The organism is Bacteroides sp. RTP31139st1_H2_RTP31139_211217 (assembly GCF_040227615.1).
Taxonomy (GTDB): Bacteria; Bacteroidota; Bacteroidia; order Bacteroidales; family Bacteroidaceae; genus Bacteroides; species Bacteroides uniformis.
In genome coordinates this window covers 1-15,482 of record NZ_JBCNZM010000026.1, presented here as the reverse complement: position 1 = coordinate 15,482, position 15,482 = coordinate 1, and the positions used below count along the sequence as shown (strand labels likewise).

Genomic DNA, 15,482 nt, shown 5'->3' with positions numbered 1-15,482 from the left:
ATGTGTATAAGAGACAGGAACGGTTGCTCTTCCGGGATTTTATGACGGACTGAAAACGTTGTTCTTCCGTTCTGCGGTTGGAATTTCTCTGCCGAACAAACCTCTCTGAAAAAAACTTTATTTTTCAGTAAGCTGAATGATATGCACCATTGTACTAAGGGGACTACCTATACCATGGTGAGGTCTGCCAAAATCCTGAAAGCGTCATAGCCTGAGTCGCCTTCCGGCAGGAAGCGCCGAGAAGCGCCATTTCCTTATAAATCAGTATTTTCAGCTCCGGAGAAGGTTGAGTGTCCTTCTCCGGACACACTGATTAAAAAACTGCAAAAGTGCAGCCGGGGCTTCGTTGACTCCGGGCAATTGGAATAGTAGTACAACCACTGTTGTACAATGAGCGCAGCACCATATGCCCTGCTACCGTACGGAAGTGCATAAAAAAAAACAGTTGCCTGGAGAAACCCTCTCCAAGCAACTGTTTTCAGTTTCTTGATACTTTATAATCTACATATTCTAAATCTTTCTTGTCATCAATCGTCAATGTCAATCACCCTCATTTTAGAGTCAAATGTAATTTCCCAACGATTAGACAACTTTATCTCATACTCATTGTCATCGTACTCAATCTGAAGAATTCTTGCATCCGGATAATTGGTCTTTACATAGTTACGTATCGCTTCCGGTACAATCTGTACAGGAACTTCACTTTGTCTGCATCGTACCTCTTTCCATTCCCCCGATTTATCAAATTCTACCTTCTCCCCATTCGTGAACACCACATCATAGCTTTTATAAAACATTCCCGACTCCAATTTAGCCATTGCCACCTTATGGTCTTTAAAATAAGTCTTGATAAATGTCTGCGCCTTCGCCGGCAACTGGCTCACCTCTATCGGCTTATCATTATCCGCCATTACCATTGTGTGCACTGCAAACATACAAACCAACATCATAACTAATTTTTTCATACTTCTCTATTTTTAATAATTAATACTTTATTTGTTTTCTGTATTACAAAGATGGGAAGGAAATCTGGAAAGAATTGGGAAAAAAACTCTATTTTTGGAAATGAAAAAAATCTATTTTTGAAAATGGGTGTTGCGGCTCTTCACCTATGAATTTTTGTTTGCAATGAATATTATTTAAAGACACAATAGACTATTATGGCTATGAAAATATTAAATCAGTTTATCGATGATTTTGTAGGTGTTTTCCAATATCGGTTTATGGATACCTTTCAATATTTTAAAGAAAGGAAGAAAAGTAAATATTTAGGAGATAGATTTGAGGAATGGGTTGTGAAGAACTCCAATATTAGTAAAGATGGTTATTCGGATCTATGTGATAAGAAAATATTTTGGCGGCTTTTAGATTGGAGAGGTGATAAATACATTGAGGGGTATAGGCCTCTGTCTTCATCATCTCCGGATTTGTTGATGGAGTGTGTTACCACAACGAGTACCATTCATGAAGTTGGAGATATTATAGCTGTAGAATGTAAATGGCGAAGTAAGATAGGTTTTTATCTCGATATAAAAGACATTGAAAAGTACGAGGGGTATATGAATTCCAATCTGTTGAACCGTCCGATAAAAAACTTGTTTTATGTTTTTGGCTTTGGATGGTGTGGTGACAGTCCGGAATCTGTTTATGTAGTTCCTGCCAGAGAATTGTATGATTATGATAAAGATACCTGTAGAATAACGTTCCCTATTAAAGAAACCGAGAAGGAGAAAATGGGTAGATTGGAGCGCTTTAAGAAGAAAGACAATAGATGTCTTCTGTATATCAAGTAATGGTATTACTTGGTTATATAAGCTCCAATCAACTGTTATATTGTTTGGGTCGCCGTCAATCTTTGTGGCGAAGGCTATTACTGGCATCTAATGCGGTTTGCAACCTTTCCCAGTCGTCACAAAGCGCCTGCATGGACGGAAACAATAAATCTGCTCCGGCATCCAGTAATACCTGCCTGTCCAGCGGACCGGTATTGACTGCCACAGTGAATATGCCGGCTGCTGTTCCGGCTTGTACTCCGATAGGTGCATTTTCTACAACTATAGCTTCGTTGGCTTGTACTCCGGCTTTTTCCAGTCCCATTAGATAAGGCTCAGGATGAGGCTTTCCGTATTTCACATCAAAGGCGGTCACCATGTGGTCGCGCTGAAACATACCAGGGAAGTTGTGGGCAAGGCGGTTCAGCAGGGAGTGTTGGCCCGAACCGGTGACAAGTACCGGAATAAGTCCTGCCGCTTTTACCTTTTGCAGCACTTCCCAAGCACCCGGCATACGTTCCGGTTCCGGGTGGGTACTGAATTCGGCGCTTTTCTCTGCATAGATGCTTTCTATCATCTCGGGAGTGGCATCCTTGCCATACTGGCGTTGATAAACGATGTTGATGGTGGAGGCTCCGGTACGTCCCTCGTGCATGTATGCCTCTTCACGGCTCAAGTGCAGGCCATGACGTTCCATTACTTTATGCCAGGCATCGGCATGGTAGGGCATGGAGTTGAATAACACACCGTCCATGTCAAAAAGAACGGCTTTCAGTTGGATGTAGGGGTGCCCGTGCTTTTCCAGATAACGGGCGATAGAGTTTTCGAACACTTGGTAGATTGGGGATTGAGAATTTAAAAATGCGGGGTAGATAAATAGAGAGTTGAGAATCGGGGAACGGTTCTCTTCGCACTTGTTGTGCAGCCATTTCTCAATTCTCAACTCTCAATTCTTAATTTATCAAAGTCTTGCCTGGATAGCTTTGGACTCTTCTTCGTAGCCGGGCTTGTTCAGCAATGCAAACATATTCTTCTTATATGCTTCCACACCCGGTTGGTTGAACGGATTGACTCCCAAAATATAACCGCTGATACCGCAAGCTATTTCGAAGAAGTAGAGCAGACCTCCGATGCTTTCTTCATTCAGTGCAGGGATAACGATGCGCATGTTGGGTACGCCGCCGTCAACGTGGGCAAGCTGTGTGCCCAATTCAGCCATCTTGTTCACTTCGTCCACGTGCTTGCCTGCCAGGAAGTTCAGTCCGTCGAGGTTGGCTTCGTCCGAAGGTACTTGCAGGGAGTGCTGTGTCTTCTCCACGGAGATGACAGTTTCGTAGATGGTACGTTCGCCTTCCTGAATCCATTGTCCCATGGAGTGCAGGTCGGTGGAGAAATCTACGGCAGCAGGGAAGATACCCTTGTTTTCCTTACCTTCGGATTCACCATAAAGCTGCTTCCACCATTCGCTTACGTAGTGCAGTTTGGGATTGTAGTTTACGAGGATTTCAATTTTCTTACCGTTCTTGTAGAGCTCGTTACGCGTAGCTGCATAGATGGCAGCAGGATTTTCTGCAAACGGAACATCTTTTCCACAAGCCTTTTCCATGGCAACTGCACCTGCAACCAGTTTCTCAATGTCGAAACCTGCTATTGCGATGGGCAGCAAGCCTACCGGAGTCAGTACGGAGAAACGTCCGCCCACGTTATCGGGGATGATGAAGGATTTGTAGCCTTCGTTGTCGGCCGTTACGCGGGCAGCGCCCTTTTTGGCATCGGTGATGGCAACGATAACCTTCTTTGCCATATCCTTGCCGCGTTGGTCTTCGCATTGCTTTTTCAACAGACGGAACGCCAAGGCCGTTTCAGTGGTAGTACCGGATTTGGAGATGTTGATAACACCGAATTTCTTGTCTTTCAAGTATTCGGTGAGTTCATATAGATAATCTTCACCGATATTGTGTCCTGCATACAGAATGACCGGAGCCGTTTTCTTGTCTTGCAACCAAGTGAAGCTGTTTGACAAAGCCTCTATCACCGCACGTGCACCGAGGTAACTTCCGCCAATACCGGCAACTACTACTACCTCGCAGTTGTCACGCAACGTCTGTGCGGTAGCCTTTAGGTCGGCCAGGTGCTCTTTAGTGATGGAAGAGGGGAGGTGCAGCCAGCCTAAGAAGTCGTTGCCCTTACCGGTACCATTCTCTAATGCTTCCTGTGCAGCCTTTACTTGGGCTTCATAGGCGAAAACGTTTTCTTTGGAGATGAATCCAAGAGTCTTTTCAATGTTCAAACTAATCATAATATTCTAGGTTTTAAATTCAGTATTTCGTTTTATCTTTTTTCGCGCTTACCGGAATGAATCGGTAAGCAGCTTGATTTCAATCGTCGGCGAGATACGCTCATACAGAATGTTGTATACTGCATCTACAATAGGCATGTTGACATGATAATGCTTGTTGATTTCCTTGATACATTTTGTACCGTAATATCCTTCAGCAATCATTTCCATCTCAATCTGCGCGCTTTTTACGGAGTATCCCTTGCCAATCATCGTACCGAATGTGCGGTTGCGGCTGAAATTAGAATATCCCGTCACCAGCAGGTCACCTAAATAAACGGAATCACTTACGTTTCTGTTCAGCGGATGTACCGTTTGCAGGAATCTGTTCATTTCCTGTATGGCATTGGACATGAGCACAGCCTGAAAGTTGTCGCCATATTTCAGACCGCTGCAGATACCGGCTGCAATGGCATATACATTCTTCAGCACCGAACTGTATTCAATGCCGGCAACGTCATTACTGACAGAGGTCTTGATGAATGAACTGGCCAGTTTGCGGGCAATGGTGCAAGCCTTGTCGGTGTCGGGACAAGCAATGGTCAAATAAGAAAGGCGTTCCAGAGCCACTTCTTCCGCATGGCAGGGACCTGCCAATACAGCAATATTCTCAGCTGGGACGCCATATTCCTTAGTGAAATATTCCGAGACAATCAAGTTGTCATCGGGCACAATACCTTTAATGGCAGTGATGATGAATTTATCCTTAATCTTAGTCTTCAGTTTCTTCAAGTGAACCTTCAGATAAGGGGAAGGTGTAACGAAGATGAGCGTATCAGATTCTTTCACGACATCATTGATGTTGGAGTTGAAGTTGATACGCTTGGTATCAAACTTGACGCCCGTCAAGTAGGCAGGGTTATGACCAAGCCGTTTGAAGTCGGCAATACGGTCATCGCGTCGCATGTACCAATTTATAGACTCCGCTTGGGCCAGAACCATTTTTGCAATGGCAGTTGCCCAACTTCCTCCGCCCATGATGGCTATCTTACCGGGTAGTTTCATATCGAAATTAATAATTAAAAATTAAAAATTAAAAGAGGGGAAAGGAGTACCTTCCTCCTCCTCTTATCTTTAATCTTGCCTATTTAATTCTTTAATTTTTAATTCTTAATTCTTCCGACCCAGTCAGCAACTTCGTTTACGGTCGGGTTTGCCAGTTCCAATTTATATTTCTTGTTGATACCGCAGATGTCCATGTGGAGTTTTTGCGGATTCACATCTTTCATGTCACTCACCAGGTTGTAGCCGGCTTTCTGGATTACAGCCACCCAGTCTTCGGGGATGCCCAGCTCTGTGTATCGTGCAGGAGCATCTTTGGGGATAACCTTTTCCGGACGCATCTGCGGGAAGAAAAGCACTTCTTGGATAAAGGATTCGCCCGTCATTAACATGGTCAGACGGTCGATGCCGATACCGATGCCCGATGTGGGAGGCATACCGTATTGCAATGCTTTCAGGAAGTCCTGGTCGATGAACATCGCTTCGTCGTCTCCCTTTTCGCTCAAGCGGAGTTGGTCTTTGAAGCGTTCTTCCTGGTCTATCGGGTCGTTCAGCTCGCTGTAAGCGTTGGCAAGTTCCTTGCCGTTCACCATCAGCTCGAAGCGTTCGGTCAGTCCCGGCTTGCTGCGGTGCATCTTGGTCAGCGGGCTCATCTCTACGGGATAATCGGTGATGAAAGTGGGCTGTATGAAAGTACCTTCGCAGAATTCGCCGAAGATTTCATCAATCAGCTTACCCTTGCCCATGGTGTCGTCAATCTCCATATTCAGTTCCTTGCACACCTGGCGGATTTCGTCCTCGCTCTTTCCTTCGAGGTCGTATCCGGTCTTTTCCTTGATGGCTTCCAGGATGGGCAGACGGCGGTAGGGAGCTTTGAAGCTGATGGTCTTGCCGTCTATCTCGGTTTCTGTACAGCCGTTTACGGCGATACAGATGCGTTCCAGCAATTTCTCCGTAAAGCTCATCATCCAGTTGTAGTCCTTGTACTGCACGTACAGCTCCATACAAGTGAATTCCGGGTTATGGTTCTTGTCCATACCCTCGTTACGGAAGTTCTTGCCTATTTCATATACACCTTCGAATCCGCCCACAATCAGTCGCTTCAAGTAAAGCTCGGTGGCGATACGCAGGTAGAGGTCCATATCCAGAGAGTTATGGTGGGTGATGAACGGACGGGCGCTTGCTCCACCGGGGATGGATTGAAGAATCGGCGTCTCCACTTCCGTGTAGCCGGCTTCATCCAGCACGGCACGCATGGTCTTGATGACGGTGGCACGCTTCAGGAATTTTTCTTTCACGCCGTCGTTTACGATAAGGTCTACATAACGCTGACGGTAGCGCAGTTCGGGGTCCTCGAAAGAGTCGTAAGCCACACCATCCTTATATTTCACGATAGGCAGGGGCTTGATGCTCTTTGCAAGTACGGTCAGCTTCTTGGCATGGATGCTGATTTCGCCCATCTGGGTACGGAATACGAATCCTTCGATACCGATGAAGTCGCCTAAATCGAGCAAACGTTTGAACACGGTGTTGTACATCTCCTTGTCCTCGTCCGGGCAGATGTCATCGCGGGTGATATATACCTGGATGCGTCCTTTGGAGTCCTGCAATTCGATGAAAGATGCTTTACCCATGATACGGCGGCTCATGATACGTCCGGCAACGGACACTTGGCGAGGCTCTGCATCGTCGTTGAATTCAGCTTTAATATCGGTAGAGAAAGCATTTGTTACATACTCTGCTGCGGGATAAGGCTCAATGCCCATCGCGCGAAGTTCATTCATGCTGTTGCGACGAATGATTTCTTGTTCACTTAGTTCTAATACGTTCATTTCGCTATATTTCACTCAATTTGGGTACAAAAGTACGAAACATTTTTCAGATAGCGAACCTTTTTCCTTGAAATATAGGGAACGGGGAGTGACATTAATCCTCTCTTTCGGTATCTACCCATTCGATATGCGGGGAGAGGAGGGTGCGTTCCGTCACTTGTCCGCATTGCCCGCGGTAGTATTCGGGGATGAAGCGTATCTGCACCGCAGTGATTTGCGCCGGACTCACTTCTTCTGGGGTGTCTACCCCGGTGCCTTCCGAACGGCAGGTGTAGTAGAACGTCCCGATGCCCTTTAGCTTTACGGAGTGTCCCGAGCTCATCAGCTTGCCCAGCACTTCACCAAGGTTCATTAATACTGCATAAGTATCTCCCGGGGTTACCGTAGACATTTCCGACAATAATCGGGCTATTTCATCCGTTGTATAGGGATGTCCTTTGGTGACGGCTCTTGGGTGCCATTTGTCGTCGCCTTTCTGTTTTACTTTCTTATAGAATGCCATGGGGGCTTGTTGTTATTATGTGTCCGGCTCAACCGGTAGGTCAGGCATGGTTCATACGGTATGAATGTGCCAATCATACGGTATGATTATATCAATCATACGGTATGATTATGGTAATCATATCTTATGATTTATCATTGAATCGCAAAGATAGCATAAATCATCCGCATAGTGTGCAGGTTTAAGGTGTTTTTTCTGCTGTTCTGTTTTAAAAAAAGAGTACCTTTGCACCCGCTAAAAAGAAATAGGTATATAATATGGCAGGACAAAAGACTCCCTCGGCGTTGGGGACGGAAAGTATAGGTAAACTCTTGATGCAATATGCCGTTCCGGCAATCATCGCAATGACGGCATCCTCTTTATATAATATGGTAGACAGTATCTTCATCGGTCACGGCGTTGGGACGATGGCTATTTCGGGATTGGCGTTGACTTTCCCGTTGATGAATCTGGCTGCGGCGTTCGGCTCGCTGGTGGGTGTGGGAGCCTCTACACTGATTTCCGTCAAGCTGGGGCAGAGGGATTATGACACGGCACAGCGTGTGCTGGGCAATGTCTTTGTGCTGAACATGGTGCTGGGAGTGGCCTTTACCATCATTGTCATGCTCTTTCTCGACCCGATTCTCTATTTCTTCGGAGGCAGTGACCAGACGGTGGGCTACGCCAGGGATTATATGCAGATTATCCTTTTGGGAAATGCCGTTACGCACCTCTATCTGGGGCTGAATGCAGTGCTACGCTCTTCAGGGCATCCGCAGAAGGCGATGTATGCCACCATAGCCACGGTGGTTATCAATACCATACTCGACCCGGTGTTTATCTATGGTTTCGGCTGGGGCATACGTGGCGCTGCCGTCGCTACCATTGTGGCGCAAGTCATCTCTTTGACGTGGCAGTTCAAGCTTTTCAGCAATAAGGACGAGCTGTTGCATTTCCACCGGGGGATATTCCGTCTGAAACGTAAGATTGTATTCGATTCGCTTGCTATCGGCATGTCTCCTTTCCTGATGAACCTGGCAGCCTGCTTCATCGTTATCATTATCAATCAGGGGTTGAAGAAGTATGGCGGCGACTTGGCTATCGGGGCTTTCGGCATCGTGAACCGTCTGGTTTTCATTGTAGTGATGATTGTGATGGGGCTGAATCAGGGAATGCAGCCTATTGCCGGATATAACTTTGGGGCGAAGCTGTACGGACGGGTGAACAAGGTGCTGAGACTGACGATAATCTATGCCACGGCAGTGACCACTTTCGGCTTTCTGGTCGGTATGTTGGTGCCGGACCTGGTGGTGGGCATCTTTACATCGGATGCGGAACTGACAGAGCTTTCGGTCACGGGACTGCGTATTACGGTAATGTTCTTCCCGATTATTGGTTTCCAGATGGTGACTTCCAACTTTTTCCAGAGCATAGGCATGGCAGGCAAAGCGATATTCCTTTCCCTCACCCGGCAGATGCTGATCCTGCTTCCTTGCCTGCTTGTCCTGCCGCAGTTTTTCGGAGTGGCAGGAGTGTGGTACAGCATGCCGGTATCCGATTTGCTTGCAAGTTTGATAGCATTGGTGATGTTGGTTTGTCAATTCCGCAAATTCAGAACCTCTCCCTTGTAGGGATGGGTCGGGGGAGAGGCTTTGAATTTTTCTTCCTACTTTCTGCAGATATTCCGTAAGAATATTTATATTTGCTATCTGCAAACCAATAGATGAACAAGCGTATGGGCAATAATTTTATAATCAATATAGGCCGTCAACTGGGCAGTGGCGGACGGGAGATAGGCGAGAAACTGGCTGCCCGTCTGGGTATTGACTTTTATGATAAGGAACTGATTAGGTTGGCTTCTGAAGAGAGTGGACTGTGTTGTGAGTTTTTTGAGAAAGCTGATGAGAAAGCTTCACAAGGTATTATTGGAGGGCTCTTCGGCATGCGTTTCCCTTTTGTCAGTGACGGGGCTATCCCAGCCACGAATTGCTTGAGTAATGATGCTCTGTTCAAAGTGCAGAGTGACGTGATACGCAGATTGGCGGAGGAGAAGTCCTGCTTGTTTGTGGGGCGTTGTGCCGATTACATCCTGCGAGAACATCCACGCTGTGTCAATGTCTTCATTTCCTGCTCCAATGAGGAGCGCATCAAGCGTATTTGCCGAATGTATTCCATTACTGAGCGTGAAGCGGAGGAGATGATGAACAAAGCGGACAAGAAGCGTGCCGAATACTATAACTACTACAGCTACAAAAAATGGGGAGCTGCCGAAACATACCACTTGTGTATCGATTCTTCCGTATTGGGTATTGAAGCTACGGTGGACTTTATAGAAGAGTTCGTCAAGAAGAAGCTGAAACTTTAAGGAATTAAAATTAAAGGCTGCGCAATGTTGGTTTAACCCAACTACGCAGCCTTTAATTTTAATTCCTTAATTCCTCCTACATCATTGTCAGTAATATCATCTGTCCCGCCAGAATACGCAGGAACATTGTCAATGGATATACCGTGGAGTAACCTACTGCCGGAGCATCATTGCCTGATGTCTGATTGGCGTATGCCAATGCGGGAGGGTCTGTGTTGCTACCTGCTATCAAACCCATCAGGGTGAAGTAGTTCACTTTGCAGTAGAAACGGGCTATCATACCGATTATCAACAAGGGGATAACAGTTATCAGGAATCCATAGCCTACATACAGTAATCCGCTACCTTCTACTACTGTTTGTACAAAATGCTCACCAGCTTCTATACCGACACTGGCAAGGAAGAGCACGATACCGATTTCACGCAACATCAAGTTGGCACTCATGGTGGTGTACGTCACAAGATGCATTTTGTGACCGAAACGTCCGATGAGGATGGCAACTACCAGCGGACCACCAGCAAGACCTAACTTAACCGGTGTCGGCATACCCGGGAATGCAATAGGGAGGCTTCCCAGCAGGATTCCCAAAAAGATTCCCACAAAAATAGTTACGATATTCGGAGTGTCCAAACGTTTCAACTGATTACCCAATACGCCGGCTACACGTTCTACGGCATCCTGCTGGCCTACCACCATTACACGGTCACCTACCTGAAGTACCAGATTGGGATCGGCAAACAAGTCCATACCCGAACGGTTGATACGGGTTACATTTACACCGTACATGCTGCGGAAGTGGAGGCTTCCCAGTTTCTTGCCATTGATTTCAGATTTAGTGACGAGGATACGGCGGGAAACCATCGGAGTGTCCTGTTTTTCCCAGTCTACGTGTATTTCTTTTCCGATAAAGGCGGTTACCGCTTCGGCATCTTCTTCGGAACATACGATGAAGAGCTGGTCTCCTACGTGGAATATTGTTTCATGATTGGGGATACTGACGTGCCCCTCGTGGCGTATGCGCGAACATACAAACGGGCGTCCCAGAAAATCCTTTATCTGGAGCAGGGTCTTTCCGGAAATTGATTCATTGCGTACCTCGAGGTGAAGCATGTGCGGCTGATGCTTTACATCTGCTTCCTGCGTATTGAGTTCCTGTTCCTCCTTCTTGAGGTTCACCCGGCAAATATAGCGGATGGCTATGATGGAACCTATGATACCTACCACACCAAGCGGATAGGCGCAGGCATATCCCAATGCAATGGGGTCTCCCGTATAGTTTATCTGGTTCAAGGCTTCTTGTGCGGCACCCAGACCCGGAGTATTGGTTACGGCACCATAGAGAATACCTACTATCATTGGCAGGTCTATCCCTCCGTCAATGAAGTAGATGCTCAATGCTACTGCGATATTCAGCAACACGATACCGACAGCAAGCATGTTCAGCCGCATACCCCCTTTCTTAAAGGAAGAAAAAAAGGAGGGCCCGACTTGCAGACCGATGCAGAATACAAATAAAATCAAACCGAATTCGCGGATAAAATGCAAAATGTGTGTTTCGCCCGTGAAGCCAAAATGGCCCATCAGGATACCGGCAAAGAGGACGAATGTAACCCCCAACGATACCCCGAAAATCTTAATCTTACCCAGCAATACGCCCACAGATATTACGAATGCATACAAACAAACGATGTGAGCGACAGATGAAGAGTCCCATAGCAAGCTTTCTAACCAATTCATAGTACCTATTAATATGTCGTTTTTTTAAATTTCGCGCAAAAATACTTAATAAAAAGGAGGTGGCAAAGGCTTTGTGGTACTTTTTGCTATATCAACTTTGCAAAAGTAGAGTATGCTTCCGGTGAATACGCTGAATCCGTATGGGCACGGAGTCATCTGTTAGTGCAATTTTCTCTAAAAAAAGATTTTGTTCTAAGTATTTCCTTATATTTGCAAGTCTCTTGATGACAAAAATGAATAGTATTCATCTATTTAAATTTTAAATAAACTATGGCAGACAGTAAAGAAAAACTCTTCTCCGACTTTTCTCCCGTTTCCACTGAGCAGTGGATGGAGAAAGTTACCGCAGACCTGAAAGGGGCGGATTTCGAGAAGAAGCTCGTTTGGAGGACAAACGAAGGATTTAAGGTGAAACCTTTCTACCGTATGGAGGACTTGGAAGGTTTGAAGACAACAGATGCTCTTCCCGGCGAGTTTCCTTATCTCAGAGGTACCAAGAAAGACAACAATGAATGGCTTGTTCGTCAGGAAATCAAAGTGGAATGCCCCAAAGAGGCCAATGCCAAGGCGTTGGACATCTTGAATAAAGGTGTAGATTCACTCTCTTTCCATGTAAAGGCCAAGGAATTGAACGCAGAGTATATTGAAACTTTGTTGAAAGATATCTGCGCGGAATGTGTCGAGTTGAATTTCTCTACCTGCCAGGGGCATGTGGTGGAACTTGCAGAACTTCTTGTCGCTTATTTCCAGAAAAAGGATTATGACTTGACGAAATTGCGGGGCTCCATCAACTATGACTACTTCAACAAGATGCTGGCCAAAGGTAAAGAAAAAGGTGATATGGTGTCAACAGCCAAGGCGCTGCTCGAGGCTACCGCTTCCCTTCCGAAATACCGTGTATTGAATGTGAACGCGTTGACATTAAACAATGCGGGTTCTTATATTTTCCAGGAACTGGGTTATGCTTTGGCTTGGGGTAATGAATATATGAATCAGTTGGTTGATGCCGGTCTGCCGGCTGCAATGGTAGCCAAGAAGATTAAGTTCAATTTCGGTATCAGTTCCAACTACTTCCTTGAAATAGCCAAATTCCGCGCTGCACGTATGCTGTGGGCTAATATTGTGGCTTCTTACAGTCCCGAGTGTCTGCGCGACTGCGACAACAAGGGTAAAGATAACGAATGCCGCTGTGCAGCCAAGATGAAGATTCATGCGGAAACTTCTTCATTCAACTTGACTTTGTTTGATGCACACGTAAACTTGTTGCGTACGCAGACTGAGGCGATGAGTGCCGCCCTTGCCGGCGTTGACTCAATGACGGTTACTCCGTTCGACAAGACTTATGATGCTCCTAACGAATTCTCTGAGCGTATGGCGCGTAACCAACAACTGCTGTTGAAAGAAGAATCGCACTTCGATAAAGTTATTGACCCAGCTGCAGGTTCTTACTATATTGAGAATTTGACCGTCTCTATTGCCAAGCAGGCTTGGGACCTCTTCCTCGCTGTAGAAGAAGACGGTGGTTTCTATGCTTCCGTGAAAGCCGGAAAAGTGCAGGCTGCCGTAAACGAGAGCAACAAGGCGCGTCATGCCGCAGTTGCCAAGCGCAAGGAAGTGCTGTTGGGTACTAACCAGTTCCCCAACTTTAATGAAAAGGCGGGAGATAAGAAACCGGTTGAGGCTACTTGCTGTTGCGGCGGCGGACATACCTGCGAAAAAGATGTTCCGACACTGAACTTTGACCGTGCTGCCAGTGAATTTGAAGCGTTGCGTCTCGAAACAGAGGCTTCCGGCAAACGCCCGAAAGCGTTTATGCTGACTATCGGTAATCTGGCCATGCGCCAGGCACGTGCACAGTACTCTTGCAACTTTCTGGCTTGTGCCGGATACGAAGTTGTGGATAACCTCGGTTTCCCCACCGTAGAAGAAGGTATAGAAGCAGCTATGGCTGCCAAGGCCGACATCGTGGTATTGTGTTCAAGTGATGATGAATATGCAGAATATGCTGTTCCTGCCTTCAAGGCTCTGAATGGCCGTGCCATGTTTATCGTAGCCGGTGCTCCTGCTTGCATGGACGACTTGAAGGCTGCCGGTATCGAGAACTTTATCCATGTCCGTGTCAACGTATTAGAGACATTAAAAGAATTCAACGCCAAACTTTTGAAGTAAGCAACTTCAATCGTAAATCGTAAATCGTCAAATCGTAAATAACATGATGCGAAAAGATTTTAAAAACTTAGATATATATGCCGCTTTTCAGCCCGTCAACGGTGCTGAGTGGCAAAAGGCTAACGGCATCCATGCTGATTGGAAAACGCCGGAACACATTGAGGTGAAGCCTGTTTATACAAAAGAAGACCTTGAGGGAATGGAACACTTGGGCTATGCTGCCGGGCTTCCTCCTTATCTGCGTGGTCCGTACTCGGTGATGTATACGTTGCGTCCTTGGACCATCCGCCAGTATGCAGGCTTTTCCACAGCGGAAGAATCAAATGCCTTTTACCGTCGTAATTTGGCTTCCGGACAGAAAGGTTTGTCCGTAGCTTTCGACTTGGCCACTCACCGTGGCTACGACCCCGACCACGAACGTGTAGTGGGTGACGTAGGTAAGGCAGGTGTATCTATCTGTTCCTTGGAGAATATGAAGGTGTTGTTCGATGGAATTCCTTTGAACAAGATGTCCGTCTCTATGACTATGAACGGTGCCGTACTTCCTGTTATGGCATTCTACATCAACGCAGGTCTGGAGCAGGGTGCCAAGTTGGAAGAAATGGCTGGTACTATCCAGAACGATATCTTGAAGGAATTCATGGTGCGTAATACCTATATCTACCCGCCTGCATTCTCTATGAAGATTATCTCTGACATCTTTGAATATACTTCCCAGAAAATGCCTAAGTTCAACTCTATCTCCATCTCCGGCTACCACATGCAGGAAGCGGGTGCTACGGCAGACATCGAGTTGGCTTACACCCTGGCAGACGGTTTGGAATATCTGCGTGCCGGAACGGCTGCGGGTATTGACATCGATGCTTTCGCACCGCGTCTCTCTTTCTTCTGGGCCATCGGAACGAACCACTTTATGGAAATTGCCAAAATGCGTGCCGCACGTATGTTGTGGGCAAAGATTGTGAAGCAGTTCAACCCGAAGAATCCGAAGTCGCTGGCTTTGCGTACGCACTCCCAGACTTCCGGCTGGTCGCTGACAGAGCAAGACCCGTTCAACAATGTGGGCCGTACTTGTATCGAGGCGATGGCTGCTGCATTGGGACATACTCAGTCACTGCATACCAATGCTCTTGACGAGGCTATTGCCTTGCCGACGGATTTCTCTGCACGTATTGCACGTAATACGCAGATTTATATTCAGGAAGAAACTTACATTTGCAAGAATGTAGACCCATGGGGTGGCTCTTATTATGTGGAAAGTTTGACCAATGAGTTGGCTCACAAGGCTTGGGAATTGATTCAGGAAGTAGAGAAGCTGGGCGGTATGGCAAAAGCCATCGAAACCGGTATTCCCAAGATGCGTATCGAAGAGGCTGCTGCACGTACACAAGCCCGTATTGATAGCGGTTCACAGACCATTGTCGGCGTGAACAAGTATCGTCTGGAGAAAGAAGCTCCGATTGATATTCTTGAAATCGACAATACGGCTGTCCGTCAGGAACAGATTGAGAACCTGAAGCGTCTGAAGGAAGGACGTAACCAGGCGGAAGTGGACAAGGCATTGGAGGCTATTACTGAATGTGTAAAGACCGGTAAGGGAAACTTGCTGGAACTGGCAGTCGAGGCAGCCCGTGTCCGTGCCACTTTGGGGGAAATCTCTTATGCTTGCGAAAAGATTGTAGGACGTTATAAAGCAGTAATTAGAACTATATCAGGCGTGTATTCATCAGAAAGTAAGAATGACAGCGACTTCCACCGTGCTTGTGAATTGGCGGAGAAGTTTGC

Annotated in this window: 12 protein-coding genes; 5 read left to right on the top strand and 7 right to left on the bottom strand. The window is 46.5% G+C overall.

Features of this window, described 5'->3' with window-relative positions:
• Positions 1–527 precede the first annotated feature (527 nt).
• Positions 528–965, bottom strand: coding sequence for a PepSY-like domain-containing protein (locus ABUA47_RS06330; RefSeq protein ID WP_005827221.1), 438 nt, complete (start codon positions 963–965; stop codon positions 528–530).
• Positions 966–1,166: 201 nt separating this feature from the next.
• On the opposite strand from ABUA47_RS06330, the gene ABUA47_RS06325 reads away from it, so the two are divergent.
• Entirely contained in the window at positions 1,167–1,793 is a 627-nt protein-coding gene (locus ABUA47_RS06325) for a hypothetical protein (RefSeq protein WP_008664066.1), read from the top strand.
• Between the two features lie 55 nt (positions 1,794–1,848).
• Here the strand turns inward: ABUA47_RS06325 and ABUA47_RS06320 are convergent, their stop codons facing one another.
• From ABUA47_RS06320 to ABUA47_RS06300, 5 genes are all read right to left on the bottom strand, one after another.
• Complete coding sequence (locus ABUA47_RS06320; protein WP_008664065.1) at positions 1,849–2,604, bottom strand: HAD family hydrolase; 756 nt, start codon at positions 2,602–2,604, stop codon at positions 1,849–1,851.
• Between the two features lie 129 nt (positions 2,605–2,733).
• The gene (locus tag ABUA47_RS06315) at positions 2,734–4,071 is read right to left on the bottom strand and encodes a glucose-6-phosphate isomerase (protein WP_005827213.1); all 1,338 of its coding nucleotides are present in this window, start codon (positions 4,069–4,071) and stop codon (positions 2,734–2,736) included.
• A 48-nt stretch (positions 4,072–4,119) separates the two neighbouring features.
• Positions 4,120–5,115: an NAD(P)H-dependent glycerol-3-phosphate dehydrogenase gene (locus ABUA47_RS06310; protein WP_005827211.1), complete on the bottom strand. Its 996-nt coding sequence runs from the start codon at positions 5,113–5,115 to the stop codon at positions 4,120–4,122.
• Positions 5,116–5,213: 98 nt separating this feature from the next.
• The gene (gene lysS, locus ABUA47_RS06305; protein ID WP_005827209.1) at positions 5,214–6,944 is read right to left on the bottom strand and encodes a lysine--tRNA ligase; all 1,731 of its coding nucleotides are present in this window, start codon (positions 6,942–6,944) and stop codon (positions 5,214–5,216) included.
• A 94-nt stretch (positions 6,945–7,038) separates the two neighbouring features.
• Positions 7,039–7,446 (bottom strand): HU family DNA-binding protein, encoded by a 408-nt coding sequence (locus ABUA47_RS06300; protein WP_349824380.1) that lies wholly within the window; start codon positions 7,444–7,446, stop codon positions 7,039–7,041.
• Between the two features lie 257 nt (positions 7,447–7,703).
• Here ABUA47_RS06300 and ABUA47_RS06295 point away from each other — a divergent pair, with 257 nt between their 5' ends.
• Together ABUA47_RS06295 and ABUA47_RS06290 are read left to right on the top strand one after the other, a co-directional pair.
• Positions 7,704–9,056: an MATE family efflux transporter gene (locus tag ABUA47_RS06295; RefSeq protein ID WP_005827205.1), complete on the top strand. Its 1,353-nt coding sequence runs from the start codon at positions 7,704–7,706 to the stop codon at positions 9,054–9,056.
• Positions 9,057–9,160: 104 nt separating this feature from the next.
• Positions 9,161–9,790 (top strand): AAA family ATPase, encoded by a 630-nt coding sequence (locus ABUA47_RS06290; RefSeq protein WP_034532845.1) that lies wholly within the window; start codon positions 9,161–9,163, stop codon positions 9,788–9,790.
• 76 nt (positions 9,791–9,866) lie between these two features.
• Here the strand turns inward: ABUA47_RS06290 and ABUA47_RS06285 are convergent, their stop codons facing one another.
• A complete protein-coding gene (locus ABUA47_RS06285; protein ID WP_005827199.1) occupies positions 9,867–11,528 on the bottom strand; it encodes a putative transporter in 1,662 nt (553 codons plus the stop codon).
• Between the two features lie 270 nt (positions 11,529–11,798).
• Between ABUA47_RS06285 and mutA the strand changes: the two genes are divergently transcribed.
• Positions 11,799–13,697, top strand: coding sequence for a methylmalonyl-CoA mutase small subunit (mutA, locus tag ABUA47_RS06280; protein ID WP_022401430.1), 1,899 nt, complete (start codon positions 11,799–11,801; stop codon positions 13,695–13,697).
• A 46-nt stretch (positions 13,698–13,743) separates the two neighbouring features.
• Positions 13,744–15,482, top strand: a 1,739-nt coding sequence (gene scpA / locus ABUA47_RS06275; RefSeq protein ID WP_349831464.1) for a methylmalonyl-CoA mutase, incomplete at its 3' end; no start/stop codon positions are given.

Coding starts and splice junctions, on each gene's coding strand:
- ABUA47_RS06300 (WP_349824380.1), bottom strand. CDS start 7,446: ATGGCATTCTATAAGAAAGTAAAACAGAAAGGCGACGACAAATGGCAC.
- ABUA47_RS06315 (WP_005827213.1), bottom strand. CDS start 4,071: ATGATTAGTTTGAACATTGAAAAGACTCTTGGATTCATCTCCAAAGAA.
- ABUA47_RS06285 (WP_005827199.1), bottom strand. CDS start 11,528: ATGAATTGGTTAGAAAGCTTGCTATGGGACTCTTCATCTGTCGCTCAC.
- mutA (WP_022401430.1), top strand. CDS start 11,799: ATGGCAGACAGTAAAGAAAAACTCTTCTCCGACTTTTCTCCCGTTTCC.
- ABUA47_RS06310 (WP_005827211.1), bottom strand. CDS start 5,115: ATGAAACTACCCGGTAAGATAGCCATCATGGGCGGAGGAAGTTGGGCA.
- ABUA47_RS06330 (WP_005827221.1), bottom strand. CDS start 965: ATGAAAAAATTAGTTATGATGTTGGTTTGTATGTTTGCAGTGCACACA.
- ABUA47_RS06290 (WP_034532845.1), top strand. CDS start 9,161: ATGGGCAATAATTTTATAATCAATATAGGCCGTCAACTGGGCAGTGGC.
- lysS (WP_005827209.1), bottom strand. CDS start 6,944: ATGAACGTATTAGAACTAAGTGAACAAGAAATCATTCGTCGCAACAGC.
- ABUA47_RS06325 (WP_008664066.1), top strand. CDS start 1,167: ATGAAAATATTAAATCAGTTTATCGATGATTTTGTAGGTGTTTTCCAA.
- ABUA47_RS06295 (WP_005827205.1), top strand. CDS start 7,704: ATGGCAGGACAAAAGACTCCCTCGGCGTTGGGGACGGAAAGTATAGGT.